This is a genomic window from Lentzea sp. NPDC054927, assembly GCF_053610285.1.
The window spans coordinates 74,056-96,181 of sequence record NZ_JBSGXZ010000035.1; the positions used below are offsets into that span (position 1 = coordinate 74,056).

General features: G+C 69.0%; 24 protein-coding genes. 12 read left to right on the forward strand and 12 right to left on the reverse strand.

From position 1 onward, the window contains the following. Positions 1–40 precede the first annotated feature (40 nt). Entirely contained in the window at positions 41–1,681 is a 1,641-nt protein-coding gene (locus ACWGE0_RS33840; RefSeq protein ID WP_452264963.1) for a DNA repair helicase XPB, read from the forward strand. Next, positions 1,678–2,106: a hypothetical protein gene (locus tag ACWGE0_RS33845; protein WP_452264964.1), complete on the forward strand. Its 429-nt coding sequence runs from the start codon at positions 1,678–1,680 to the stop codon at positions 2,104–2,106. The genes ACWGE0_RS33840 and ACWGE0_RS33845 overlap by 4 nt, the downstream gene beginning before the upstream one ends. Here ACWGE0_RS33845 and ACWGE0_RS33850 read toward each other — a convergent pair. Together ACWGE0_RS33850 and ACWGE0_RS33855 are read right to left on the reverse strand one after the other, a co-directional pair. After that, complete coding sequence (locus ACWGE0_RS33850; protein WP_452264965.1) at positions 2,080–2,733, reverse strand: phosphonatase-like hydrolase; 654 nt, start codon at positions 2,731–2,733, stop codon at positions 2,080–2,082. The two genes, ACWGE0_RS33845 and ACWGE0_RS33850, sit on opposite strands and share 27 nt — an antisense overlap. Then, positions 2,730–3,476, reverse strand: a complete 747-nt coding sequence (locus ACWGE0_RS33855; protein ID WP_452264966.1) for a GntR family transcriptional regulator — start codon at positions 3,474–3,476, stop codon at positions 2,730–2,732. Before ACWGE0_RS33855 ends, ACWGE0_RS33850 begins: the two co-directional genes overlap by 4 nt. Positions 3,477–3,572: 96 nt before the next feature. Between ACWGE0_RS33855 and ACWGE0_RS33860 the strand changes: the two genes are divergently transcribed. Genes ACWGE0_RS33860 through phnE form a run of 4 tightly spaced genes read left to right on the forward strand, consistent with a single transcriptional unit; the run spans position 3,573 to position 6,929 of the window. Then, entirely contained in the window at positions 3,573–4,625 is a 1,053-nt protein-coding gene (locus ACWGE0_RS33860) for an FAD-dependent oxidoreductase (protein ID WP_452264967.1), read from the forward strand. Next, the gene (locus ACWGE0_RS33865; RefSeq protein WP_452264968.1) at positions 4,625–5,512 is read left to right on the forward strand and encodes a phosphate/phosphite/phosphonate ABC transporter substrate-binding protein; all 888 of its coding nucleotides are present in this window, start codon (positions 4,625–4,627) and stop codon (positions 5,510–5,512) included. The genes ACWGE0_RS33860 and ACWGE0_RS33865 overlap by 1 nt, the downstream gene beginning before the upstream one ends. Continuing rightward, complete coding sequence (locus ACWGE0_RS33870; RefSeq protein WP_452264969.1) at positions 5,512–6,129, forward strand: phosphonate ABC transporter ATP-binding protein; 618 nt, start codon at positions 5,512–5,514, stop codon at positions 6,127–6,129. Before ACWGE0_RS33865 ends, ACWGE0_RS33870 begins: the two co-directional genes overlap by 1 nt. Beyond that, complete coding sequence (gene phnE / locus ACWGE0_RS33875; protein WP_452264970.1) at positions 6,126–6,929, forward strand: phosphonate ABC transporter, permease protein PhnE; 804 nt, start codon at positions 6,126–6,128, stop codon at positions 6,927–6,929. Before ACWGE0_RS33870 ends, phnE begins: the two co-directional genes overlap by 4 nt. On the opposite strand, the gene ACWGE0_RS33880 is transcribed toward phnE, so the two are convergent. Further along, a complete protein-coding gene (locus tag ACWGE0_RS33880; RefSeq protein ID WP_452264971.1) occupies positions 6,847–8,358 on the reverse strand; it encodes a trypsin-like serine protease in 1,512 nt (503 codons plus the stop codon). The genes phnE and ACWGE0_RS33880 overlap by 83 nt on opposite strands. Positions 8,359–8,487: 129 nt before the next feature. On the opposite strand from ACWGE0_RS33880, the gene ACWGE0_RS33885 reads away from it, so the two are divergent. The 4 genes from ACWGE0_RS33885 to ACWGE0_RS33900 all read left to right on the forward strand — a co-directional run bounded on the left by ACWGE0_RS33885 (position 8,488) and on the right by ACWGE0_RS33900 (position 12,231). After that, positions 8,488–9,168 carry a response regulator gene (locus ACWGE0_RS33885; protein WP_452264972.1) on the forward strand — a complete coding sequence of 227 codons (681 nt, stop codon included), beginning with the start codon at positions 8,488–8,490 and terminating at the stop codon, positions 9,166–9,168. Further along, positions 9,165–10,568: an ATP-binding protein gene (locus ACWGE0_RS33890; protein ID WP_452264973.1), complete on the forward strand. Its 1,404-nt coding sequence runs from the start codon at positions 9,165–9,167 to the stop codon at positions 10,566–10,568. The genes ACWGE0_RS33885 and ACWGE0_RS33890 overlap by 4 nt, the downstream gene beginning before the upstream one ends. A gap of 179 nt (positions 10,569–10,747) precedes the next feature. Continuing rightward, the gene (locus tag ACWGE0_RS33895) at positions 10,748–11,290 is read left to right on the forward strand and encodes a GerMN domain-containing protein (RefSeq protein ID WP_452264974.1); all 543 of its coding nucleotides are present in this window, start codon (positions 10,748–10,750) and stop codon (positions 11,288–11,290) included. A gap of 8 nt (positions 11,291–11,298) precedes the next feature. Then, complete coding sequence (locus tag ACWGE0_RS33900) at positions 11,299–12,231, forward strand: o-succinylbenzoate synthase (protein WP_452264993.1); 933 nt, start codon at positions 11,299–11,301, stop codon at positions 12,229–12,231. On the opposite strand, the gene ACWGE0_RS33905 is transcribed toward ACWGE0_RS33900, so the two are convergent. The 9 genes from ACWGE0_RS33905 to ACWGE0_RS33945 form a co-directional block, all read right to left on the reverse strand. Beyond that, positions 12,221–12,823 (reverse strand): Uma2 family endonuclease, encoded by a 603-nt coding sequence (locus tag ACWGE0_RS33905; RefSeq protein WP_452264975.1) that lies wholly within the window; start codon positions 12,821–12,823, stop codon positions 12,221–12,223. The genes ACWGE0_RS33900 and ACWGE0_RS33905 overlap by 11 nt on opposite strands. Positions 12,824–12,900: 77 nt before the next feature. Further along, complete coding sequence (locus ACWGE0_RS33910; protein ID WP_452264976.1) at positions 12,901–14,013, reverse strand: CapA family protein; 1,113 nt, start codon at positions 14,011–14,013, stop codon at positions 12,901–12,903. 5 nt (positions 14,014–14,018) lie between these two features. Continuing rightward, positions 14,019–14,615: an SRPBCC family protein gene (locus ACWGE0_RS33915; RefSeq protein ID WP_452264977.1), complete on the reverse strand. Its 597-nt coding sequence runs from the start codon at positions 14,613–14,615 to the stop codon at positions 14,019–14,021. Then, positions 14,612–15,436 carry an FAD binding domain-containing protein gene (locus ACWGE0_RS33920; RefSeq protein ID WP_452264978.1) on the reverse strand — a complete coding sequence of 275 codons (825 nt, stop codon included), beginning with the start codon at positions 15,434–15,436 and terminating at the stop codon, positions 14,612–14,614. The genes ACWGE0_RS33915 and ACWGE0_RS33920 overlap by 4 nt, the downstream gene beginning before the upstream one ends. Further along, positions 15,433–17,856 (reverse strand): xanthine dehydrogenase family protein molybdopterin-binding subunit, encoded by a 2,424-nt coding sequence (locus ACWGE0_RS33925; RefSeq protein WP_452264979.1) that lies wholly within the window; start codon positions 17,854–17,856, stop codon positions 15,433–15,435. Before ACWGE0_RS33925 ends, ACWGE0_RS33920 begins: the two co-directional genes overlap by 4 nt. Next, positions 17,853–18,386, reverse strand: a complete 534-nt coding sequence (locus ACWGE0_RS33930; protein ID WP_452264980.1) for a (2Fe-2S)-binding protein — start codon at positions 18,384–18,386, stop codon at positions 17,853–17,855. Before ACWGE0_RS33930 ends, ACWGE0_RS33925 begins: the two co-directional genes overlap by 4 nt. 81 nt (positions 18,387–18,467) lie before the next feature. Continuing rightward, a complete protein-coding gene (locus ACWGE0_RS33935) occupies positions 18,468–19,559 on the reverse strand; it encodes an XdhC family protein (protein ID WP_452264981.1) in 1,092 nt (363 codons plus the stop codon). Beyond that, the gene (locus ACWGE0_RS33940) at positions 19,552–20,526 is read right to left on the reverse strand and encodes a vWA domain-containing protein (protein WP_452264982.1); all 975 of its coding nucleotides are present in this window, start codon (positions 20,524–20,526) and stop codon (positions 19,552–19,554) included. Before ACWGE0_RS33940 ends, ACWGE0_RS33935 begins: the two co-directional genes overlap by 8 nt. Then, entirely contained in the window at positions 20,523–21,353 is an 831-nt protein-coding gene (locus ACWGE0_RS33945; RefSeq protein ID WP_452264983.1) for an AAA family ATPase, read from the reverse strand. The genes ACWGE0_RS33940 and ACWGE0_RS33945 overlap by 4 nt, the downstream gene beginning before the upstream one ends. A 32-nt stretch (positions 21,354–21,385) precedes the next feature. Between ACWGE0_RS33945 and ACWGE0_RS33950 the strand changes: the two genes are divergently transcribed. Beyond that, a complete protein-coding gene (locus tag ACWGE0_RS33950; RefSeq protein WP_452264984.1) occupies positions 21,386–21,772 on the forward strand; it encodes a VOC family protein in 387 nt (128 codons plus the stop codon). Positions 21,773–21,857: 85 nt separating this feature from the next. Then, positions 21,858–22,088: a PspC domain-containing protein gene (locus ACWGE0_RS33955; RefSeq protein WP_452264985.1), complete on the forward strand. Its 231-nt coding sequence runs from the start codon at positions 21,858–21,860 to the stop codon at positions 22,086–22,088. The last annotated feature ends 38 nt before the right edge of the window (positions 22,089–22,126 follow it).

Sequence of the window (22,126 nt, forward strand, 5' to 3'; positions counted from 1 at the left end):
AGGTCGAACCCATTTGGCGTCGTCAGGGACACTGGTCACCGTGACCGATGGCCCACTGATCGTTCAGTCGGACAAGACGCTGCTGCTCGAGGTCGACCACCCTCTCGCCAACGACGCGCGAACGTCCATCGCGCCGTTCGCCGAGCTGGAGCGGGCGCCCGAGCACGTGCACACGTATCGAGTGACGCCGCTGGCTTTGTGGAACGCCCGCGCGGCCGGGCACGACGCCGAGCAGGTGGTCGACGCGCTGGTGCGCTTCAGCCGCTACCCCGTGCCGCAGCCGTTGCTGGTGGACGTGGTCGACACGATGAGCCGGTTCGGGCGGTTGGTCCTCACCAACAGCCCCGTGCACGGGCTCGTCCTGCACTCCAACGACCGTGCGGTGCTCGAGGAGGTGCTGCGCAACAAGAAGGTCGCACCGATGTTCGGGGCGCGGATCGACGACGACACCGTCGTCGTGCACCCCAGCGAGCGCGGGCGGCTCAAGCAGCTGCTGCTCAAGGTCGGGTGGCCGGCCGAGGACCACGCCGGGTACGTCGACGGCGAGGCGCACGCGATCGCGCTCGACGAGACCGACTGGAAGCTGCGCGACTACCAGCGGCTGGCCGCCCAGGCGTTCTGGGCCGGTGGCTCCGGGGTCGTCGTGCTCCCCTGTGGCGCGGGCAAGACGCTGGTCGGCGCGGCGGCGATGGCCGAGGCGCAGGCGACCACGCTGATCCTGGTCACGAACACCGTGGCTGGCAGGCAGTGGAAACGCGAGCTGATCGCGCGCACCTCGCTCACCGAGGAGGAGATCGGCGAGTACTCGGGTGAGCGCAAGGAGATCCGGCCGGTCACGATCGCGACCTACCAGGTGATCACCCGCAAGTCGAAGGGCGAGTACAAGCACCTGGAGCTGTTCGACTCGCGCGACTGGGGCCTGATCGTCTACGACGAGGTCCACCTGCTGCCCGCGCCGGTGTTCCGGATGACGGCCGATCTGCAGAGTCGCCGGCGGCTGGGCCTGACCGCGACGCTGGTGCGCGAGGACGGGCAGGAAGGCGACGTCTTCTCGTTGATCGGGCCGAAGCGGTACGACGTGCCGTGGCGCGACATCGAGGCGCAGGGCTGGATCGCGCCCGCCGAGTGCACCGAGGTCCGGGTGACGCTGACGGACAACGAACGGCTGCAGTACGCGACGGCCGAGCCCGAGGAGCGCTACAAGCTCTGCTCGACCGCGCGGACCAAGATCCCGGTGGTCAGGCGGGTGCTGGACCAGCATCCCGACGAGCCGGCTCTGGTGATCGGTGCTTATCTGGACCAGCTCGACGAGCTTGGTGAGGAGCTGGACGCACCGGTGATCAAGGGATCGACGAAGAACAAAGAGCGCGAGGAACTGTTCGACAAGTTCCGCAAGGGCGAGCTGCGCACGCTCGTCGTCTCGAAGGTCGCGAACTTCTCCATCGACCTGCCCGAGGCGTCCGTGGCCATCCAGGTGTCCGGCACGTTCGGGTCGCGCCAGGAGGAGGCTCAGCGCCTCGGCCGGATCCTGCGGCCCAAGGGCGACGGCCGGCAGGCGCACTTCTACTCGGTCGTCTCGCGCGACACGCTCGACACCGAGTACGCGGCGCACCGGCAGCGGTTCCTGGCGGAGCAGGGCTACGCGTACAAGATCGTCGATGCGGACGACCTGGTCGGATGACGTTCTGGTGGATGTGGGACCCGGCCGGGACCGTGCCTGTGCGGCGGTTCCGGTCGGAGGAGTCGCTGGCCAGGTCGGCCCCGGACACGCAGGTGGTCCGGTCGGACGACTTCACGTGCCCCTCGCAGCGCCGCCGCGCCACGGCCGTGCGGTCGGACTTCCTGCGGGTGACCGGTGATCCCGTCCAGGTGGCTCTGGTCGAGCAACGGCTGTGGACGCTGCTCCTGGCCCTGCGCCGGGCTCAGCCGCTTCGTGACGCGCTGGCGACCGCCATCCCCAAGGCGGGGCGGGCGGCGCTGGTCGCGGAGCCCTCGCGCGAACTGGCCGAGTTCGACCGGCGCTTCGACCAGTTCGCCGGGGCGTTGAGCGTGCTGGTCGCCGACCCGACGCCCGAGCAGCTACGCCACACCGCCGCCCTGGATTAGAGCCGGAATCTCGGCGACGCTCCTCAACAGGTGTGTGTGCTTCGCGGTGCGGAGCTCTTCGGCGGTCTGGCTGCCGCTGAGCACGCCGACCACGAACCCGGCACCGGCGTTCGTGCCCGCCTCCAGGTCGCGCACGGTGTCGCCGGCGGTCAGCACGCGCTTGACGTCCCTGACGCCGGTCAGCTCCATCGCCGTGAAGATCATGTACGGCGCCGGGCGGCCCGCCTTCACGTCGTCCACGCAGACCACCGCGTCCAGCACTCCCTCGCGCCAGCCGAGAACGTCGAGCAGGCCGTCCACGATCGGCCGGTCGAAGCCGGTGGTCAGCGCGACCTTGATGTTGTTGCTTCGCAGGTGTTCGAGCGCTTCTGGGATTCCCGGGATCGGGGTCGGCGGCGTCTCGGCGTAGTGGCTCGCGAGCCGCTCGTGGAAGTCCTTGAACTCGGCGTCCACATCGGAGCGCCCGAGCATCGACGAGATCGCCTCGTACTTGTCCGCGCCCATCCAGTCGCCGACGTCGTCCGCCGATCCACCGGCCGCGATCACGGTGTCCGCCAAGGCTTTGTAGACCAGTCCGTGCTCCTCCACGGTGGTACCGGCGATGTCCAGCACGACGAGGTCGATCACGAGGCCCTCCAGTCCCGCAGCAGCGCCGGGTGCGCCTGCTGGGAGTTCTCGATCGAAAAGCTGACCATGTCCGGGCGGTAGCGGTCGTCGGAGTACTCGACCGGCCGGCCGTCCATTCCGGACGCACGCCGCCGTTCCCGCAGAAGTGGGGCTCCCAGCGCGACTTCCAGCAGTTCGCTGTCGTGCTCGTCCGCCGCGACGGCGTCGATCTGGTGCCGGGCAACGGTCATGTCCACGCCCTGCTCGCCCAGGTAGGCGTAGAGCGAGCCGCTGTCGCAGTCGAAGTCGAACAGCAGGCGCCCCACCGGTTCCACGAACGTCGTGCGCTCCAGCATCGTCGGCCGGCCGTCGATCAGCCGTTGCCGGAGGAGTTGCACGACCGGCGTGCCCTCGTCGAGCTGGAGGGCGTCCGCGATGTCCGCGTCGGCCGGGCGGCGCGCGATCTCCAGAGTTCGTTGCCCCGGCACGTGTCCGAGGCCCGCAGCCCAGCTGGAGAACGACAGGAACGTCTCGAACGGCTGCGACAGCGTGTGCCTGCGCACGACCGCGGGCTTGCCGCGGCCGCCGCCGATCATGCCCTCCGCCCGCAGCGTCGTGAGCGCCTGTCGCACCGGCGCGCGCGAGGCGTTCCACTGCGCGCACAGCTGCGATTCGGACGGCACGGTGTCGCCGACGGCCAGCTCACCCGAGGCGATGCGGCGCCGCAGATCGGCCGCGATGCGCTCGTGCAGGGGCATCTCCATGCGACCAACCATACATGTCATAACAAGTCTGAACTCCAAGTGAACACATCAGGACAGCTATTGATTCTCCTTCGGCAGCCACTCATCGTTCTTGTCATGACAAGTGTGGACCTGGTGGTCGTCGGCGCGGGGATCGTCGGCCTCGCGCACGCCTGGCACGCGGTGCGACAGGGCCTCTCCGTCGCCGTGGTCGAGCGGGACGAGCACGCGGTCGGAGCGTCCGTGCGCAACTTCGGGCACGGCTGTTTCACCGCTCAGGACGGGGTGGCGTTCGAGTACGCGATGACGGCTCGCGAGGAGTGGCTGAAGCTCGCCGAGGAGGCCGGTTTCTGGCTGCGCGAGTCGGGCACCGTCGTCATGGCACGTCACGACGACGAACGCGCTGTGCTCGAAGAGTTCGCCTCCGTCCGCGAGATCGAGCTCACCGACGGCGGCGCGTTCCTGCCGCTCGACATCCGCGTCAACCCGCGCGAGGCCGTGCACGCGATCGCTTCACTGCTCGCGGAACGCGGTGTCGCGTTCCACTGGTCCACCAACGTGCTCACGGTCGAATCGGGCCTGGTCCGCACGGCTCGCGGCGAGATCCGCTGCCGCGCGGCGGTCGTCGCGGTCGGCCACGACGTCGACAGGTTCTTCCCCGATCTCGCCGACCGGCACGAGATTCAGCGCTGTCAGCTCAGGATGCTGCGAGTCGCGCACGGCGGCGTGATCGACTCGGCGGTGCTGACCGGGTTCTCGATGCTGCGCTACGAGGCGTTCGCTCGCTGCCCCAGCATCGAAAAGGTCCGCGAACGCCTCACGCACGACCACCCCGAGCTGGTCGAAGCCGGGCTGAACCTGATGTTCACCCAGCTCCCCGACGGCTCGCTCACCATCGGCGACACCCACCACTACAGCCGCACGGTCGACCCGTACCGGCCGGAGCACCTGGACGACCTGGTGCTCACCGAGACGGCCCGGCTGCTCGGCGTTCCCGCGCTGAAAGTCCTCGAACGCTGGCGCGGCATCTACGCGTCCGCCCCAGAACCCTTCCTGACCGCGACGCCCGCTCCCCTGGTCCGGGCCGTCTCGGTCACCTCCGGCATCGGCATGACCACCGCGCTCGGCCTCGCCCCGGCCGTGCTCGACGACCTCCTCCAGGAGCTGTGATGAGAGCCTTCAGCGTTGTGCTCGCCGCGACTCTGTTGCTGACAACCGCCTGCGGCACAACGGACTCCGCGTCCGGTGGTGCCTGCCCGAACAACGGCAAGGTTCGCTTCGGCGTCGAGCCGTACGAGGCCCCCGACAAGCTCAAGCCCGCCTACGAGGTGCTCGCCAGGGCGCTGTCCACGAAGCTCGGCTGCGAGGTCGAGCTGCAGATCGTCGACGACTACGCGGCCGAGGTGCTGGCCATGCGCAACGGCAAGCTGGAGATCGCCCAGTTCGGGCCGCTCGGCTACGTCTTCGCGTCGCAGAAGGCCAAGGCCGAGCCTCTCGCCTCGTTCGCGGACGGCTCCGGCAAGCTCACCAGCTACACCGCCGGCATCTGGGTCGCGAAGGACTCGCCGGCGCAGAAGATCGAGGACCTGAAGGGGAAATCGCTCGCGCTGAGCAGCGTCGGGTCGGCGTCCGGTGACGCACTTCCCCGCTACGGCCTGAAGAAGCATGCCGTCGCCGACGTGAAGCTCGACTACGCGGGCGGCCACCCAGAGGCCATGCTCGCGCTGATCAACGGCAAGGTCGACGCGGGCGAGATCAACAGCCAGCAGCTGGCCAGCGCCAAGGCCGCGGGCACGTTCGACGAGTCGAAGTTCCGGCAGATCTGGAAGTCCGAGCCGATCCCGAACGACCCGATCACCGTGCGCGGCGACCTCGACGCGGCGTTCAAGGACAAGGTGCGCAAGGCGTTGCTGGAGCTCGGGCCCGCGGACGTGGAGAAGGTCGGCGCCTTCCTCGACGTCACCCCGCCCGGACCGCTCGTGCAGGTCGACAACGACACGTACAAGGTGCTCTTCGACCTCGCGGCGACGCTGGGGCTCAAGGAAGAGGACGTCTGATGCTCGCCATCCGCGGCCTGCGCAAGTCGTTCGGCGGCCGCACCGTGCTGGACGGCTTCGACCTCTCGGTCGAACCCGGCGAGTTCGTGGCGCTGCTCGGGCCGAACGGCTCCGGCAAGTCCACGGCCCTGCGCTGCGTGGTCGGACTGGAGACGCCGGACGGCGGCGAGATCGACGTCAGCGGGAACGCCGCGATGGTGTTCCAGAAGATCCACCTCGTCGGCCGCCGCAACGCGCTGGACAACGTGTGTTCCGGCGCCCTCGGCCGGCTTCCGCTGCACCGCTCGCTGGTCTTCGGGCAGGACGTGCGCGAGGAAGCCATGCGGTGCCTGGACCGGGTCGGGCTCGCGGACCGTGCTTTGGACCGGTGTGCGCGGCTTTCCGGTGGGCAGCAACAACGTGTGGCGATCGCGCGGGCATTGTGCCAGCGCGCCAACGTGATCCTGGCCGACGAACCCGTGTCGGCGCTCGATCCGCAGGCCGCCGTGCAGGTCATGGAACTGCTGGTGGACCTGGCTTCCGAGGGCCTGGCGGTCGTTGCCGTGCTGCACCAGCCGGAACTCGCGCGCACGTACGCGCACCGGATCGTGGAGATGCGAACGGCGGTGCCGGCATGACTCTCACAGCTCCTCCGAAGCTCGCGGTTCCTCGTCGCCGATGGCCCTCCGCCGCGGTGTGGGTCGTCGTGACGGTCGCGGTCGTCGTCCACGTTCTTGCCTGGCAGGCCACGGAGTTCTCGCCCACCGCGCTGATCGCCGGCTGGGAGGGCATGGCCGACTTCCTCGCCGAGTCGCTGCCACCGGACTTCTCGGTGCTCGGGAAGTCGCTGGAAGCAGCGGTGATCACGCTCTACATCGGACTGCTCGGCACCACGTTCTCGATCCCGTTCGCGCTGCTGCTGGCTTTGTTGGCCTCTCGCGCAACGACTTCAGCGGCGTGGGCCCAGCAGGCGGCGCGCACGGTGCTGTCGTTCCTGCGTTCGGTGCCGGACGTGGTGTTCGCGCTGATCTTCGTGACGGCGGTCGGGCTCGGGCCGTTCGCTGGCGTGCTGGCGCTGGTGTTCCACAACACCGGCGTGATGGGCAAGCTCTGGGCGGAGGCGATGGACGAGAGCGACCGCGGACCGCGCGACGCGTTGCGGGTGACCGGCGCGTCTGGCCCGCAGATCGCGCTGCACGCGGTGCTCCCGACCGTGATGCCCTCCCTGGCGGGACTTCTGCTCTACCGGCTGGACGTGAACGTGCGGTCGTCGCTCGTGCTCGGCCTGGTCGGCGCGGGCGGGATCGGCTTCCTGATCAACCAGTCGATCAAGCTGTTCCGGTTCGACGAGATGGTCACGCACATCCTCGTGGTGCTGCTTCTTGTCGTTGTGGTCGACCAGGCGTCTGCGTTCGTGCGCAAGCGGCTAGGTGCTTGACCTGCTGGCCGTAGCGGGCGCCCTGGTGCACCGTCACCGTGCCGTCCGCTGCGACCTCGCAGGGGTTGTTCGCTGTGCATTGCTCGCCGCTGTCGTTGCCCGTGCTGTGCACACCGACGACCGTGACACCGTCCTTGAGCACGATCGGTGAGCCCGAACCGCCGTGCGAGGGCGTGCACGCGGGGTCGTACCTGTAGGCGTTGTCCTGCGTGTAGCCCTCTTCGCGGAGATGCGGAACGACGGCTTCGATCGTGCAGCTGAAGCGCTTGCCGTTGCCCGACGAGATGATGTCGACCTTCTGGCCCGGCCTCGCGCTCTGCTCGGCGAGCTTGAAGATCTTCACGCGCTTGGCCAGGAGCTGCGCGTAGGTCTGGTCGAGGCGGAACAGCGCGGTGTCGGTGCCGGTCATGGTCGCCGAGACGAGCCGGTCGGTCTTTGCCTTGGCCTGGAGGTAGCCCTGACGGTCGCCGATGGTCACCGGCAGCTCCATCAGGACGTCCTTCAGGGTTTCGCCGGGAGCAGGGCGTTCTGGGACGCAGTGGCCGTTGGTGAGCAGAAGTGCCTGGTCGGTGAGCTTGGTGTGGCTGGTTTTGACCACGGACGCCGAGCAGACGCCGGCCAGCGACGCGGCGCCTTCGAGGTTCGGCACCGGGGTGTCCGGCGGGTTGACCTTGCCGGTGACGACGTCGTTGATCCAGCCCCTGAAGTGGTTGATGTCGGTGTACATGACCGGCCGGTCGTCGCCGCCCGAGCCGCTCACCACGCCGGCGATCACCCAGCGGTCGCCGTCGCGGACGAGTCCTGGGCCGCCGGAGTCCATGTTCGTTGCGGCGATGCTGCCGTCCAGCGCTCCGATGCACAGCTCGCGATCAGCGTGGATGCCGTCGCAGGCCGCGGTCGGCTGGATGACCGTGTCCGCCTCTCGCAGCTTCTTCGGGTAGCACTCGGGCGCGCGCCGGTCGCACGTCATGCCCCAGCCGAGGATCCGCGCCGTCGCGCCCTCTGCCGGCCTCGCCGACGGCAGTGCGACGGGCTTGGTCTTCGCGGGTTTCTTCAGCTTGAGCAGCCCGATGTCGCCGTCGTGGACCGGGAACTCCGCGTAGGTGATGAACCGCTCGACCGCGATCACCTCGCCGCCGCTGCCCGCGTCCGTCGTGCCGAGCCGGACGGTCCAGTCCCGCGGCCTGCCGACCTGGGCGCCGCTGGGGTTGTTCTTGGTGCAGTGACCTGCGGTGACGGCCCACGTCGGGGCCACCAGCGTGACGCCGCAGGTGTGGCCGTCCTCGCGCGGTGAGTCGGGCCGTTGCAGGGAGCCGGAGAACGGGTAGGGCGTCGGCGCTTCGACACCGCCGCGAACGGCCAGCGCCGGCGCGACCGTGTTGATCATCGCGATGGCGGTGAAGGCGATCACCGGTAGGACTTTTCGCATGTCGCAGAGGGTTTCGAATCCGTGTGCACGCCGAGTGATGGCTCGGCAACAACTGCGCACGGGCGGTCGTTACGCAACGATGACGTGGCAAGAACGTCCTCATGAGACCCGTCGGGAAGGCTGGAGGGCATGCCGCGCGTACTGCTGATCGAGGACGACGAGGCGGTCCGCGAGGGACTGTCGCTCGCCCTGACCTACCAGGGACACACCGTGGACGCGGTGCGCACGGGCGAGGAGGGCCTCGAGTTGCTGGGGAGCGTCGCGCCCGACGTGGTCGTGCTCGACCTGATGCTGCCGGGCGTCGACGGGTTCGAGGTGTGCCGCCGCATCCGTGCCTCCGGTGACCTGCCGATCATCATGCTGACCGCGCGCAACGACGACATCGACGTCGTGGCCGGGCTCGAAGCCGGTGCCGACGACTACGTGGCCAAACCCGCGCAGGCCCGCGTGCTCGAAGCCCGGATCCGCGCGGTGCTGCGCCGGTCGTCCGTGTCGGTGCCCGAGGTCGTGGCGGAGCGCTACCGCGACCTGACCATCGACCGCGAGGGCCTCGTGGTGACCCGCCTCGGCCGGCCCGTGTCCCTGGCTCCGACCGAACTGCGCCTGCTGCTGGAACTGTCCTCGTCGCCCGGCCGGGTCATGTCCCGGCAACAGCTGCTGGAGTCGGTCTGGGACCAGGGCTACCTCGGCGACTCGCGGCTGGTCGACGCGTGCGTGCAGCGGCTGCGTTCGAAGATCGAGGACGACCCGGCCGCACCCCAGTACGTCCAGACCGTGCGCGGCTTCGGCTACCGGTTCGGCCCGCTGTGACCCTGCGCCTCCGCCTGCTGCTCGCCTTCGCGTTCCTGAGCATCGTGACCGCGGGTGCCGTGGCCGGCGCCGGCTACGTGCGGGCCCGCGACGCGATCGTGCAGCGCGCCCAGGACAACGCCGTCATCGAGACCACGAACCGCGTCGAGCAGCTCTACCCGCTCCCCGCCCGGCCGCCGGACGCCGCGTCTTTGGAGCGCATCGCCGGCCGGATCTCCGGCCGCGAGGGCTCGGCGCTGGCCCAGGCGCGGGACGTGGTGGCGGGCTCGATGGACCCGTCGCTGATCACCCCCGAACTGCGGTCCCTGGTGTCCTCCGGCCGCGTCGGCTGGCAGCGCGTGCCGTACGGGGGCGGGGTGTGGCTCGTGGTGGGCATGCAGCTGCGCGTGACGCCCGCTGGCGCGCCCGGCGGCTCGTCCACCGACTCGTCCGGCATCGAGGTGTACGTGCTGCGCCCGTTCACGTCCGAGATCGAGTTCGTCGGCGAACTGGCCCGCAACGCGTGGCTCATCGGCGGCGCCGGCCTGATCCTGGCGCTGGGCCTGGGCTTCGTGGCGTCCCGCGGCGTACTGCGCCCCGTCCGCGAACTGCAGCTGGCGGCCTGGCAACTCGGCCAGGGCGACCTGACCGCACGGGTACCGGTGCGCGGCCGCGACGAACTGGCGTCCGTCGCGTCGACCTTCAACAGCACAGCGTCGTCTTTGGAGCACTTCGTCGGTGAGCTGCAACGAATGGAAGCGGACGCACGCCGGTTCGTTGCCGACGTGTCGCACGAGCTGCGCACCCCTCTGGCCGCGATGACCGCCGTGACCGACGTGCTGGACGCTGAAACAGCCGACCTGCCCGGCGTCGCCGGCCAAGCCGCCCGCCTGGTCAACCGCGAGACGCAGAACCTGACACGCCTGGTGAACGACCTGATCGAGGTAACCCGCTTCGACTCGGGCACAGCGGCGCTGGCGCTGGACGACGTGGACGTCGCGGAGGTCGTGCGCGCGTCTCTGCGAATGCGCGGCTTCACGGACGTGTCGACTTCGCTGCCCACCGACGTACGCGCGCGCCTGGATCCACGGCGCCTGGACGTGATCGTGGCGAACCTGGTCGGCAACGCCCTGCGGCACGGCGCACCGCCGGTGTCGCTCACGTTGTGGATCGAGGGCTCGTCCCTGCTGATCTCGGTGGCGGACTCCGGGCCGGGCCTGCCCGCCGCGGTGCTGCCGCACGTGTTCGCCCGGTTCTACAAGGCCGACTCGTCGCGCGGCCGATCCGAGGGCAGCGGGCTAGGGCTGGCGATCGCGTGGGAGAACGCACGGCTGCACGGGGGCACGCTGGTGGCGGCCAACCGGCCTGGTGGGGGTGGGGCGTTGTTCACGCTGCGGCTGCCGCTGGGTGGTGAGGCATGAGGCCGAAAACTGTCGGTGCCGGCTGGGAGAATGGAAACAGGGGGACCCCCGGGAGGGGACCCCTGCGCGAGCTTGGCCTGGTGGCGCGACTCCGGACGAACGCCCTCCGCCTGCGCTTGGCTGACGACGAACCGGGTTGGTGGCCGAGCGCCGTCCAGGTGGCAGCTGTGAGGTGCGCGGTGGGACTCGAAGCCGCCGCCAAGAACGCCGGCCTTCGGGCGGGAATTCTCCGCGGGCGCGGCCTGGCAGCGCGGCGGCGAGCGAAGAGGCCGCCGCGCGAGCTTGGCCTGGTGGTGCTCGTCCTGGCCGTCCTCACCGCGTGCGGCATCCGGCCGACCGACCCGATCCCCGGCCTCGAAGCCCCCAGCGGGCCCGTCGAGAACACCTCGCCGTCGGTCTACTGGGTCGCCGCGGGCAAGCTCGTCCGGGTCAGCCGCCCCCAGGGCAGCCTGAGCGGCTACGACGTGATCTCGCTGCTCGCCCAGGGCCCGGACAACGCCGAGCAGAGCCGCGGCCTCACCACCGAGGTTCCGTTCGACGCGGCGCCCGCCACCATCGACCGGGTCGCGAACGGGCTGGACGTCACCATTTCCAGCGACGTCTCGCAGCTCAGCGGCGTTGCCGTCCAACAGATCGTGTGCACGTTGCTGGGCGTGCAGCCCGTTGGCAGCGTGAACCTGCGCGGCGGCGGCCATTCGCTGGAGCTGCAGAAGTGCGCTTGAATCGGCGCGTGCACGTCTACTCCATCCCGCTGCGTTCCCGGTTCCGCGGCATCACCCAGCGCACCGGGTTGCTGTTCGAGGGGCCGGCCGGGTGGGGCGAGTTCTGCCCGTTCGAGGAGTACGACGACGACGAGTCGATGCCCTGGCTCGCTTGCGCGATCGAGGCGGCGAACGAAGGCTGGCCGGCGCCGGTCCGGGACCGCATCCCGGTCAACTGCACGGTTCCGGTGGTCAGCCCGGAGAAGGCGCACGAGATCGTGGCGAGGTCGGGCTGCTCGACGGCCAAGGTCAAGGTCGCGGAGTCCACGCTTGCTGAGGACTGCGCACGGCTGGAAGCGGTGCGCGACGCGTTGGGGTCGCAAGGTGCGATCAGGGTCGACGCGAACATGCTGTGGGACGTCGACACAGCCGTTGCCGCGATCAAGGCGATGGACAAGGCGGCGAAAGGCCTCCAGTACGTGGAACAGCCGTGTCACACGCTGGAAGAGCTCGCTGCGGTCCGCAAACGCGTCAACGTGCCGATCGCCGCGGACGAGTCGATCCGCAAGGCCGAGGATCCGCTGAAGGTGGCCGTGGCGGGCGCGGCGGACATCGCGGTGATCAAGGTGGCGCCGCTCGGGGGCGTGCGCAGGGCGTTGGAGATCGCCGAGGCGTGTGGGCTGCCGTGTGTGGTGTCGTCGGCATTGGAGACGTCGGTCGGGATGGCGGCCGGGGTCGCGCTCGCCGCCGCGCTGCCGCAGCTCGACTACGCGTGCGGGCTCGCCACGCTGCAGCTGTTCGAAGGCGATGTCACGAGCGACTCGCTCACCCCCGTCGACGGCTATCTGCCGGTGCTCACGAAGTCACCGGTGCCGGACCGCATCGAGGGGTTCGAGAGCGATGCGCGCACGAAGGCCTGGACTGATCGGTACGACAGGGTGCTGAGCAAGCTCAGTCGATGAGTCGATCCACCTGGATCTTCAACGGGAACGGCTCGACCGCCTCGTAGACCCTGGTCTCCGCTGGCGCCTCCTGATAGCCGAATTCGCCAGCCAGATGCATCGCGGCCAACGAGATCGGCTCGTCGAGGTCGATGATCCAGTAATACGGAATGCCTGCCCAGGCGTATTCGTCACGCTTGGCGCAATAGTCCGTCTGGCGCGAACTCGGTGACAACACCTCGACGGCGAGCACGACCTCTGATGCCTTGATGAGGCCGCCTACAGCCTCCTGCCGCTCACCGGCACTGCGTTGCACCACGAGCACATCAGGACGCCGGACGTAGCCCGGTTTGTCAGGTGGTGCCAACTCCAGGTCGACATCGAGGTCGTAAAGAACCTCGAGATCGTCGGGTACCTGGCCAACGAGCTGCAGCAGCAGGTTGCGACCTGCCGCGTTGTGCCTGCGAAGTGGGCTGGAGCGCATGATCAGACGGCCGTTTACCAATTCCGTATAGCCGTCTTCGGTTTCTCCGAGCGCGGCGTACTGAGCAACGGTCAGCGGACCCGTCGCAACAGAAAGACGCCTCGGAGGCCTATCGGGTAGAGCTGTCACTGGGTCTCCTTCCGTCTCAGTCACCGTCGCACATGGAGGCGCTCCAATCCTCCCCGCAATTCCACACCTTCGAGCGATCAGGGCTTTCCGCGAGCCAGTCCCTGTTCCTTCGCCCCCATGCTGAACACGATCCCCTCGGTCCGGTTGATCGCCTCGGTCCGCCGAGCAGTAGCGGGCACCCGAGTCAGGTCCACCAACCGGATCGGCGGCCCCAGCTCCACCAGGGTCGGCGTGTAGGAAGCCTCGACCACGGACCACCCCGCAGCCCCCTGCTCGAACTTGAACCGCGCGATCGCCCCCTCCTCGGTGACGCCACGAGGCTCGGCGTGCCGGGCGACCTCGTTCCCCAACCCGTAGGCGACCCACTTGTTGCCGATCTTCTCGAACGGCTGCACCACGTGCACGTGCGTGCCGATGATCAGGTCCAGCGCGGGGTCGGCCAGCAGCTGGCGGGCCAGGGCTTTCTGGTCGGCGGTGGCTTCGTGCTGGTACTCGTTGCCCCACTGCACGGACAGCACGACGACCTCGGCGCCGGCTTCGCGAGCCTTACGCGCATCGGCGAGGATCTTGGCGGCGTTGATCTGGTTCGCGCGCCACGGCTGGGGCAGTGGGATGCCGTTGAAGCCGTAGGTGAACGACAGCTGCGCCACGCGAACGCCGCCCGCGTCGAGGATCAGCGGGGCCGCGGATTCCTCCTGCGTGCGGAACGAGCCGGTGTGCTTCAGGCCGACGGCGTCCATCGCGTCCAGGGTCGTGGTGATCGCCGAGACACCGCGGTCCAGCGTGTGGTTCGAGGCGGTCGAGCAGGAGTCGTAACCCACGTCGACCAGGCCTTTGGCGACCTCGGGCGGGGCGAGGAAGGCCGGGTAGCCGAAGAACGGGCCCTCCTTCGGGCCCAGCGGCACCTCGAGGTGGCACAGCGAAAGATCAGCCTTCAGGGTGTCCTTGATGCCCGAGAACAGCGGCAGGAAGTCACGGCCCGCCGCGGCCCCGTCCGCGACGGCCTGGTCGGTCAGCGCCGGGTGGATCAGGATGTCGCCGCCGGCGGTCAGCACGAACGACCGCGGTGGGGGCGGGCCCGACGACGTGGGTGACGGGGCCGGGGGTGCCGACGTGATGACGACGGGCGAGCCGGTGCACGCGGACAGCAGGAAGCCGGTGGCCAGCACGAATGCCGGCCACCGGACCACACGCTTCAGCGCTGCCGCCTGCGTCGCAGGACCACGAAGAGCACAACGGCCAGCACCGCGGCCGCGATGGGCAGCACGCGCTTCAGGACCGGTACGCCTGCGGTGTCGATCAGGTCGATCGGCTCGTCGGGGACCACTCGGAGATGCTGCTGTTGCGCCACCTCGTCAGGATCCACTGAACCCAGCGTGCTCGCCAGGCATTCCGCGAACTGGTCGACGAGCTTGCCGCTGACCTCGGAAATCAGGCCGCGGCCCAACTGCGCCGGACGGCCCGTGATCGCCAGGTCCGTCTCGACCTCGACCGACTCACCCACCTGGAACGTCACCACGGCCGACGCCGTGCCGTTCCCGCGAACGTCCTTGCCCGAGGCTTTCATGACGGCGCGACGCAGCACCGGGTCGATCTCCACGAACTCGCTGGTGCCCCGGTACAGCAGCTGCACCGGGCCGAGCTTCACCTTCACCTCCCCGCTGAACGACTTGCCGTCGACCGAGGTCAGCGTGGCGCCGGGCAGGCACGGCGCCACGCGTTCCGGGTCGATCAGCGCCTCCCAGACCTCCTCGGCCGGGGCAGGCGCGACGAACGAGTGCGTCAGCTTCATCCCGCTACCGCCGCCGTCAGCGCGCGGCCGGTCAGCACCCGAGCCAGGTTGTCCTTGTAGCTGTCGCCGGAAGACGCCTTCAGAGCCGCCGCGGAGATCGCTTCGGCGGTCGCCGGTTGCCCGACCAGCGCCGACTCCACGTCCACGGCACGCACCGGCCCGGAGCCCACGTTGGTGAGACCGATCCGGGCCGCGGCGATCGAACCGCCGCTGACCTGCACGGCCGCCGCGACCGCGACGATCGACCACGCCTGCGCGACCCGGTTGAGCTTTTCGTAGTGCGCGCCCCAACCTGTGTACTTGGGCACGCGCACGTCGATCAGGATCTCGTCCGGGCCCAGCGCCGTCTCGAAGTAGTCGACGAAGAACTCCGCCGCGGGCACCTCGCGACGTCCGGACGGGCCAGCGATGATCATCACCGCGTCCAGCGCCAGAGCCGGTGCCAGCAGGTCGCCTGCCGGATCCGCGTGGCACAGCGAGCCGCCGAACGTGCCGCGGTGCCGCACCTGCGGGTCGGCCACCGTGTCCGTGACCAGCCGCAACAACAAAGCGTGGTCCTGGATCAGATGATCGCGCTGCACCTCGTAGTGCGTGGTCATCGCACCGATCAGCAACGAGTCGCCGTCGTCGCGCACGCCCGTCAGCTCGGTCAGCCCACCGATGTCGATCAACGCCGTGGGCGCCGCCAGCCGCATGCGCAGCACCGGCACGAGCGACTGCCCACCCGCGATGATCTTGGCGTCCTCACCCTCCTCGGCGAGCATCCGCACGGCTTCGTCCACAGAGGACGGGAACAGGTACTTGAAGTCCGCCGGGATCACGACTGTCCTCCCTGCGAATCGATGGATCCGAGCCCACCCGCGGCCGGCGTGGACGCATCCGCGGCCCGGCCCTGCAACGCGTTCCACACCCGTTCCGGCGAGCACGGCATCTCGATGTCACGCACGCCCATGTGCCGCACGGCATCCAGCACGGCGTTCACCACGGCCGGCGTCGAGGCGATCGTGCCCGCCTCACCGACACCCTTGGCACCCAACGGGTTGGACGTCGCCGGCGTGGACGTACGAGCCGTGATGAACCCAGGCAGGTCCGCTGCACACGGCACCAGGTAGTCCGCGAGCGTCGCCGTCGTCAGGGTGCCCATCTCGTCGTGGATGGCCTCTTCGAACAACGCCTGCGCGATGCCCTGAGCCAACCCGCCGTGCACCTGGCCGTCGACGATCAACGGGTTCATCACCGTGCCGACGTCGTCCACCGCGACGTACAGACGGATCTTCACCATCCCGGTCTCGGTGTCGACTTCCGTTGCGCACAAATGGGTTCCGTGCGGGAACGAGAAGTTGTCCGGGTCGAACGTGGCATCGGCGTCCATGCCGGGTTCCATGCCCTCGGGCAGGTCGTGCGCCACATGCGCGGCCAGCACAACATCACCCAACGAACGAACCGTCGACGTGCCGCGAACCGAGAAGGACCCGGAAGCGAACTCCACGTCCGACTCGTCGCACTCCATCATGTGCGCGGCCAGCGTCCGCGCCTTGGCGAGCACCTTGTCCGCCGCGTGCACCAGAGCCGTGCCACCAACGGTCAGCGAACGTGAGCCGTAGCTGTCCATGCCCTTGTGCGACGTCGCCGTGTCGCCGTGCAGCACTTCAACGTCCTCGAACGGCACACCCAGCCGGTCCGCGACGATCTGCGACCACACCGTCTCGTGGCCCTGCCCGTGCGGCGACGTTCCGGTGATCACCTCGACCTTGCCGGTGGGCAGCATGCGAATCGACGCGGTCTCCCACCCGCCTGCTGCATAACGCAAAGCGCCCAGCACGCGTGACGGGGCAAGACCGCACATCTCGGTATAGGTGGAAATTCCGATGCCGAGCTGCACCACGGAACCGTCCGCGCGACGGCGTGCCTGCTCCTCGCGCAGTTCCTCGTACCCGAACAACTCCATCGCACGTGCCGTCGCGGCTTCGTAGTTGCCGGAGTCGTAGGTGAGTCCGGCGACCGTGTTGAACGGGAACTCCTCGTGCTTGATCCAGTTCATCTCGCGGATCTTCATCGGATCCATGTCCAGCTCGGCCGCGAGCTCGTCCATCATCCGCTCGATCGCGAACGTGGCTTCCGGCCGTCCGGCACCGCGATAGGCGTCCGTGGGCACCTTGTTCGTGAACACGTTGGTGCACACGAACCGGTAGGCCGCGAACTTGTAGATCGCGTTGAACATGAACGCGCCCAGGATCGGCACGCCCGGCGTGACCAGGCGCAGGTAGGCGCCCATGTCGGCGAGCAGCTCGGCCTTGAGCCCGGTGACCGTGCCGTCGCGGCGCGCGGACAGCGTGATCTTCTGGATCTGGTCACGGCCGTGGTGCGCGGACAGCATCGACTCGGTGCGCGTCTCGGTCCACTTCACCGGACGGCCCATCCGCCGCGCGACCAGCAGGCACAACAGCTCTTCCGGCGTGACCTGGAGCTTGCCGCCGAACCCGCCGCCGACGTCCGGCGCGATCACCCGGATCTTGTGCTCGGCGATGCCGGTGACGGCCGCGAGCATCCAGCGCAGGATGTGCGGGATCTGCGTCGCCGACCAGACGGTGAACATGTCCGCGTGCGGGTCCACGACGACCGAACGCGGTTCCATGAACGACGGGATCAGCCGCTGCTGCCGGAACGTCCGCTCGATCACGACCTCGGCGGACGCGATCTCGTCCTCGACGTTGGTGCCGCACCCCGCCTCCGCGGAGTCGAAGACCCAGGTCGCGCACTTGTTCGTGCCGAGGTCCGGGTGCACCAGATCGTTGTCCTGCAAGGCTTCGTTCATGTCGAGCACGACCGGCAGCTCGTCGTAGTCGACGTCGATCGCGGCCAGCGCGTCGGCGGCGTGGTAGGCGCTGTCGGCGATCACCAGCGCGACGGCCTCACCGGCGAAGTTGACCTGGTCGACGGCCATGGCGGGCGCCGGTGGTGACTTCATGTCCTCGGTGATCGGCCACGCACACGGCAGAGAACCTTGCTCAGCAGCGAAATCCTCGCCGGTCAGCACCACCGCCACACCGGGCATCGCGGTCGCGCGGCTGCAGTCGATGTTGGTGATCCGTGCGTGCGCGACGGGACTGCGCAGCACGGACATGTGCAGCATGCCGGTCAGCTGGAGGTTGTCGGTCCACCTGGTCTGACCGGTGATCAGCCGGGCGTCTTCCTTGCGGAGCCGGGCTTTGCCGATCTCCGGTTCCGCGGTGGCGGTCATTCCCCACCTACCGGCTGCTTCGACGAGACGGTCTCGTCGCTGTGCTGTTCGATCTTCGGACCGGCACCTGGCTTCATCCGCTGTGCGGCGTCCTGAACCGCGCGGACGATGTTCTGGTAGCCCGTGCAGCGGCAGAGGTTGCCCTCCAGGCCTTTGCGCACGGTCTCGTCGTCGGGATCCGACTCGTCGGCGAGCAGGTCGATCGCCTGCATGATCATGCCTGGCGTGCAGAAACCGCACTGCAACGCGTGGTTGGAGCGGAACGCCTCCTGCACGGGGTGCAGCCGGCCGTCCCGGGCGAGGCCTTCGATCGTGGTGACCTCGTGCCCGTTCGCCTGCACGGCGAACATCTGGCACGACTTCACGCTGTGGCCGTCGAGGTGCACCGTGCACGCACCGCAGTTTCCGGTGTCGCAGCCGACGACGGTGCCGGTCTTGCCCAGCCGCTCCCGCAGGTAGTGCACCAGCAGGAGGCGGGGCTCGACCTCGTCGGCATACGTGACTCCGTCGACGTTGACCGAGATGTGCATTTCGAACCCTCCCAGGGTGGTGGGCCTTTAGTGACGAGGGTCACTTCAGCTTGCTCCCTGTTTGCGAGTTCAACAACCCGATCAGTGATGAATCGGTTCACCAAGATCGACCAGGCGCCGGCCGGATCCCTTCCACCGCAAGGAGATGATCTCGGCGGCGATCGACACCGCGGTCTCCTCCGGTGTCCTGGCGCCCAGATCCAGGCCGATCGGCGAGGCCAAAGCCTCTAGCTCGCTCTCGGTCAGACCTGCTTCCCGCAACCGTTGCAGCCGATCTTCGTGCGTACGGCGGGATCCCATCGCACCGACGTAACCGACCTTGAGTCGCAACGCGACTTCCAGCAACGGCACGTCGAACTTCGGGTCGTGTGTGAGAACGGCGATGACCGTGCGTTGGTCGAGCTTGGACGCTTCACCCTGGAGGTACTTGTGCGGCCAGGCGACCACGACCTCGTCCGCCTCGGGGAAACGGGACCGCGTCGCGAAGACCGGTCGCGCATCGCAGACGGTCACGCGGTAGCCGAGGAACGCGCCGAGCCGGGCCATCGCGGCGGCGAAGTCGATCGCGCCGAACACCAGCATGCGCGGCGGCGGTTCGAACGAGTTCACGAACACGCTCATGCCCTCGCCGCGCCGCTGACCGTCCGGTCCGTACTGCAGCACGCCGCTGCGTCCTGACGCCAACATGCCGCGCGCGTCGTCCGTGACGGCGTCGTCGGCCCGCGAGGACCCGAGGCTGCCAGAGCGTCGATCAGGCCAGATCACCATGCGCCGGCCGATGCCGTCCGGGTGCTCGACAACCGTCGCGACCGCCACCGGTTCCTCGGCGCGCACCGTCTCCACTACCTCGCCGAGCTGCGGGAACGTGTCGGCGTTGATCTTCTCGACGTAGATGTCGATGATCCCGCCGCAGGTCAGCCCGACTGCGAACGCGTCATCGTCGCTCACCCCGTACCGCTGCAGCACTGAGTCGTCGGTCGCCTGCGCCAGCTCGTAGACAGCTCCCTCGACGCACCCGCCGGACACGCTGCCGATCGCCTCGCCGTCCTGCGTCACCAGCATCGCCGCACCCGCGGGCCGAGGCGCCGAGCTGAAGGTCGCGACCACGGTGCCGACGCCGACCGTCTCGCCGTTCGCCACCCGTTCCGCGAGGTCGAACAGGACATCACGCATGGCGCACCTCCTTCAGCAGTTCTTCCAGGGCGTGCACGCTGTGGCCGGCGACCATGGTGTCGACGTGCGGAAGCGCTGCCACCACGCCGCTCTGCACCGGTTGATAACCCGGCTTGCCCACGTGCGGGTTGGCCCAGATGACCTTGTGACTCACCCGTCTCAGCCTCGCCATCTCGTTCGCCAGCAACGTCGCGTCACCCCGTTCCCAGCCGTCGCTGAACAGCACGACCACCGCACCCCGCTGCCGCCACTGCTGGTTGAACCGGCGCAGCGCCTCGCCGAGCCTGGTGCCGCCCTCGTAGTCCGGGATGGCCCGGCCGGCGGCTTTCAACGCCCGTTCGGGATCGCGTTCCCTCAGTTGGCGGGTCACGCGGGTGAGCCGGGTGCCGATCGTGCGGACCTCGACGGGCATGGCGTGCGCGATCACGTGCGCGAATCGCAGCAAGGCGTCGGAGTAGGCGGCCATCGAGCCGGAGACGTCGATCAACAGCACCAGCCGTCGCGCCTTCACGCCGCGACGACGGTGCCGCGGCCGGGTGATCTCGCCGCCCGTCTCGATCATCGCGCGGACCGTGCGGGCCAGGTCGATGTGGCCACGACGGGCCTTCTTGAGCCGGCGCGACCGTCTGCGCGGCGGTAGAGGCTTCAGCCTGGCGATCAACGGCGCCGCGTTGAACTCGGAGATGTCCTTGTGCTTCAGCACTTCCACATCGGACGCGGCCACGCCGACGGTGACCGAGTCGAGCTCGATCGTCGTGCGCGGACGCGGTGGGGTGCCGCCGAAGTAGGCCCGGTAGGCGGCGTCGTAGCGCGGCAGGTCGTCCGGATCGGCGCACAACGTGAGACGCCCTGCCCAGTACAGGTCGACGTGCTCGGTGGCCCGCAGGAACGCCTGGACGCGATCGGGCCCGCACTGAAGTCCGGCGCCCCGCAGGACGCGCGTGAACCCCACGCAGGCTTCCGTCACCCCACGATTGTGCTCCCGATCACGCGATCCGCGTCCTCCCGGTACTTCAGGACAGCCCCGAGCGTCGTCACGTCCGGCTCGGTCCGCCCCAGCGCCTGCAACGCCCGCGCCCAGTCCAGCGACTCCGCGACCCCCGGCGGCTTGAGCAGATCGAGGCCCCGCATCCGGTGCACGGCCTCCGCGACCTGCTGCGCGAGCCGTTCGTCCAGGCCAGGAAGGGTGCGGCGGAGGATCGCGACCTCGCGTTCGAGCGAGGGATGCTCCAGCCAGTGGTAGAGGCAGCGGCGCTTCAAAGCGTCGTGCACCTCGCGGGTCCGGTTCGAGGTCAGCACGGTCAGCGGCGGTGTCACGGCCCTGATCTCACCGAACTCCGGGATGCTCACCGCGTTCTCGGACAGCACCTCCAGCAGGAACGCCTCGAACTCGTCGTCCGCCCGGTCGATCTCGTCGACGAGCAGCACGCACGGCGCGTTCTCCAGCGCCTGCAGCAACGGCCGGGCCAGCAGGAACCGTCGCGTGTAGAGGGACGCCTCGTCGACCTCGCCGCGGGTTTCGAGCACGCGCAGGTGCATCAGCTGACGCGGGTAGTCCCAGTCGTACAGCGCTTGTGTGGCGTCGATGCCCTCGTGGCACTGCAGCCGGATCAGCGGCACGTCCATCGCCTTGGCCAACGCCAGCGCCAGCGAGGTCTTGCCGGTGCCGGGTTCGCCCTCGAGGAACAGCGGCCGCCCCATCCGGACCGCGAGGAACGCCGCCGTGGCGATCCCGCCGTCCGGTAGGTACCCCGCGTCGTCGAGCCCTGACGCCAGTTCCTCAGGGGACTCCATGAGCCTCAGGGTAAGCCCTTTAAGGTGGACTGATGGGGTCAGCGAAACAGGTCCAGGTCACCTTCGACTGCGCGGAACCCGTGCGCGTCGGCCGGTTCTGGTGCGAGGTGCTGGGGTACGTCGGACCGGACGAGCACGACGACGATTCGTGGTTCGCCGCCAGCGATCCGGCCGGGGTGGGCCCGCGGCTGTTCTTCCAGCGCGTGCCCGAGGGGAAGATCGTCAAGAACCGGGTGCACCTCGACGTGCGGGTCGGCACCGGGCTGGTGGGCGAGGAGCGCCTCGCCGCGCTCGAGGCCGAGTGCGCACGACTGGTCGCGCTCGGAGCGGTGCGCGGGCAACTGCTGCTCGCCGACGAGGACAACGAGTCGTGCCAGAACATGCAGGACGTCGAGGGCAACGAGTTCTGCCTCGACTGAGGCCCTGAGAGCCCGGCCCGGAATCAGGGTCGGGTTCGGGGTGGTCACCGATGTGCCGGGGCGCTGTTCCGACGAATCTTGAGCCATGACGAACAACGTGCTCAACGAAGCCACTGACCAGGTCAAGAAGCTCCGCCGCAGCCGGAGCGACAAGATGATCGCCGGTGTCTGCGGCGGCATGGCCAAGATGCTGGGTGTGGACGCCGCGATCCTGCGGATCATCCTGGTGGCGGCGACGCTGCTCGGGTTCGGCACCGGAGCGATCCTCTACGTCGCCGCCTGGATCCTCATGCCCGAGGAAGACGCGGCCGTGTAAGCCTCGTGATCACCATGGGAATCAGAATCGCGCAGGCA

Bases quoted from the DNA above. Each gene is read 5' to 3' on its own strand.
- ACWGE0_RS33860 (WP_452264967.1), top strand. From the start codon at position 3,573: ATGACAAGTGTGGACCTGGTGGTCGTCGGCGCGGGGATCGTCGGCCTC.
- ACWGE0_RS33880 (WP_452264971.1), bottom strand. From the start codon at position 8,358: ATGCGAAAAGTCCTACCGGTGATCGCCTTCACCGCCATCGCGATGATC.
- ACWGE0_RS33950 (WP_452264984.1), top strand. From the start codon at position 21,386: ATGGGGTCAGCGAAACAGGTCCAGGTCACCTTCGACTGCGCGGAACCC.
- ACWGE0_RS33925 (WP_452264979.1), bottom strand. From the start codon at position 17,856: ATGACCGCCACCGCGGAACCGGAGATCGGCAAAGCCCGGCTCCGCAAG.
- ACWGE0_RS33885 (WP_452264972.1), top strand. From the start codon at position 8,488: ATGCCGCGCGTACTGCTGATCGAGGACGACGAGGCGGTCCGCGAGGGA.
- phnE (WP_452264970.1), top strand. From the start codon at position 6,126: ATGACTCTCACAGCTCCTCCGAAGCTCGCGGTTCCTCGTCGCCGATGG.
- ACWGE0_RS33845 (WP_452264964.1), top strand. From the start codon at position 1,678: ATGACGTTCTGGTGGATGTGGGACCCGGCCGGGACCGTGCCTGTGCGG.
- ACWGE0_RS33955 (WP_452264985.1), top strand. From the start codon at position 21,858: ATGACGAACAACGTGCTCAACGAAGCCACTGACCAGGTCAAGAAGCTC.
- ACWGE0_RS33870 (WP_452264969.1), top strand. From the start codon at position 5,512: ATGCTCGCCATCCGCGGCCTGCGCAAGTCGTTCGGCGGCCGCACCGTG.
- ACWGE0_RS33855 (WP_452264966.1), bottom strand. From the start codon at position 3,476: ATGGAGATGCCCCTGCACGAGCGCATCGCGGCCGATCTGCGGCGCCGC.
- ACWGE0_RS33935 (WP_452264981.1), bottom strand. From the start codon at position 19,559: ATGCGTGATGTCCTGTTCGACCTCGCGGAACGGGTGGCGAACGGCGAG.
- ACWGE0_RS33930 (WP_452264980.1), bottom strand. From the start codon at position 18,386: ATGCACATCTCGGTCAACGTCGACGGAGTCACGTATGCCGACGAGGTC.
- ACWGE0_RS33915 (WP_452264977.1), bottom strand. From the start codon at position 14,615: ATGAAGCTGACGCACTCGTTCGTCGCGCCTGCCCCGGCCGAGGAGGTC.
- ACWGE0_RS33865 (WP_452264968.1), top strand. From the start codon at position 4,625: ATGAGAGCCTTCAGCGTTGTGCTCGCCGCGACTCTGTTGCTGACAACC.
- ACWGE0_RS33945 (WP_452264983.1), bottom strand. From the start codon at position 21,353: ATGGAGTCCCCTGAGGAACTGGCGTCAGGGCTCGACGACGCGGGGTAC.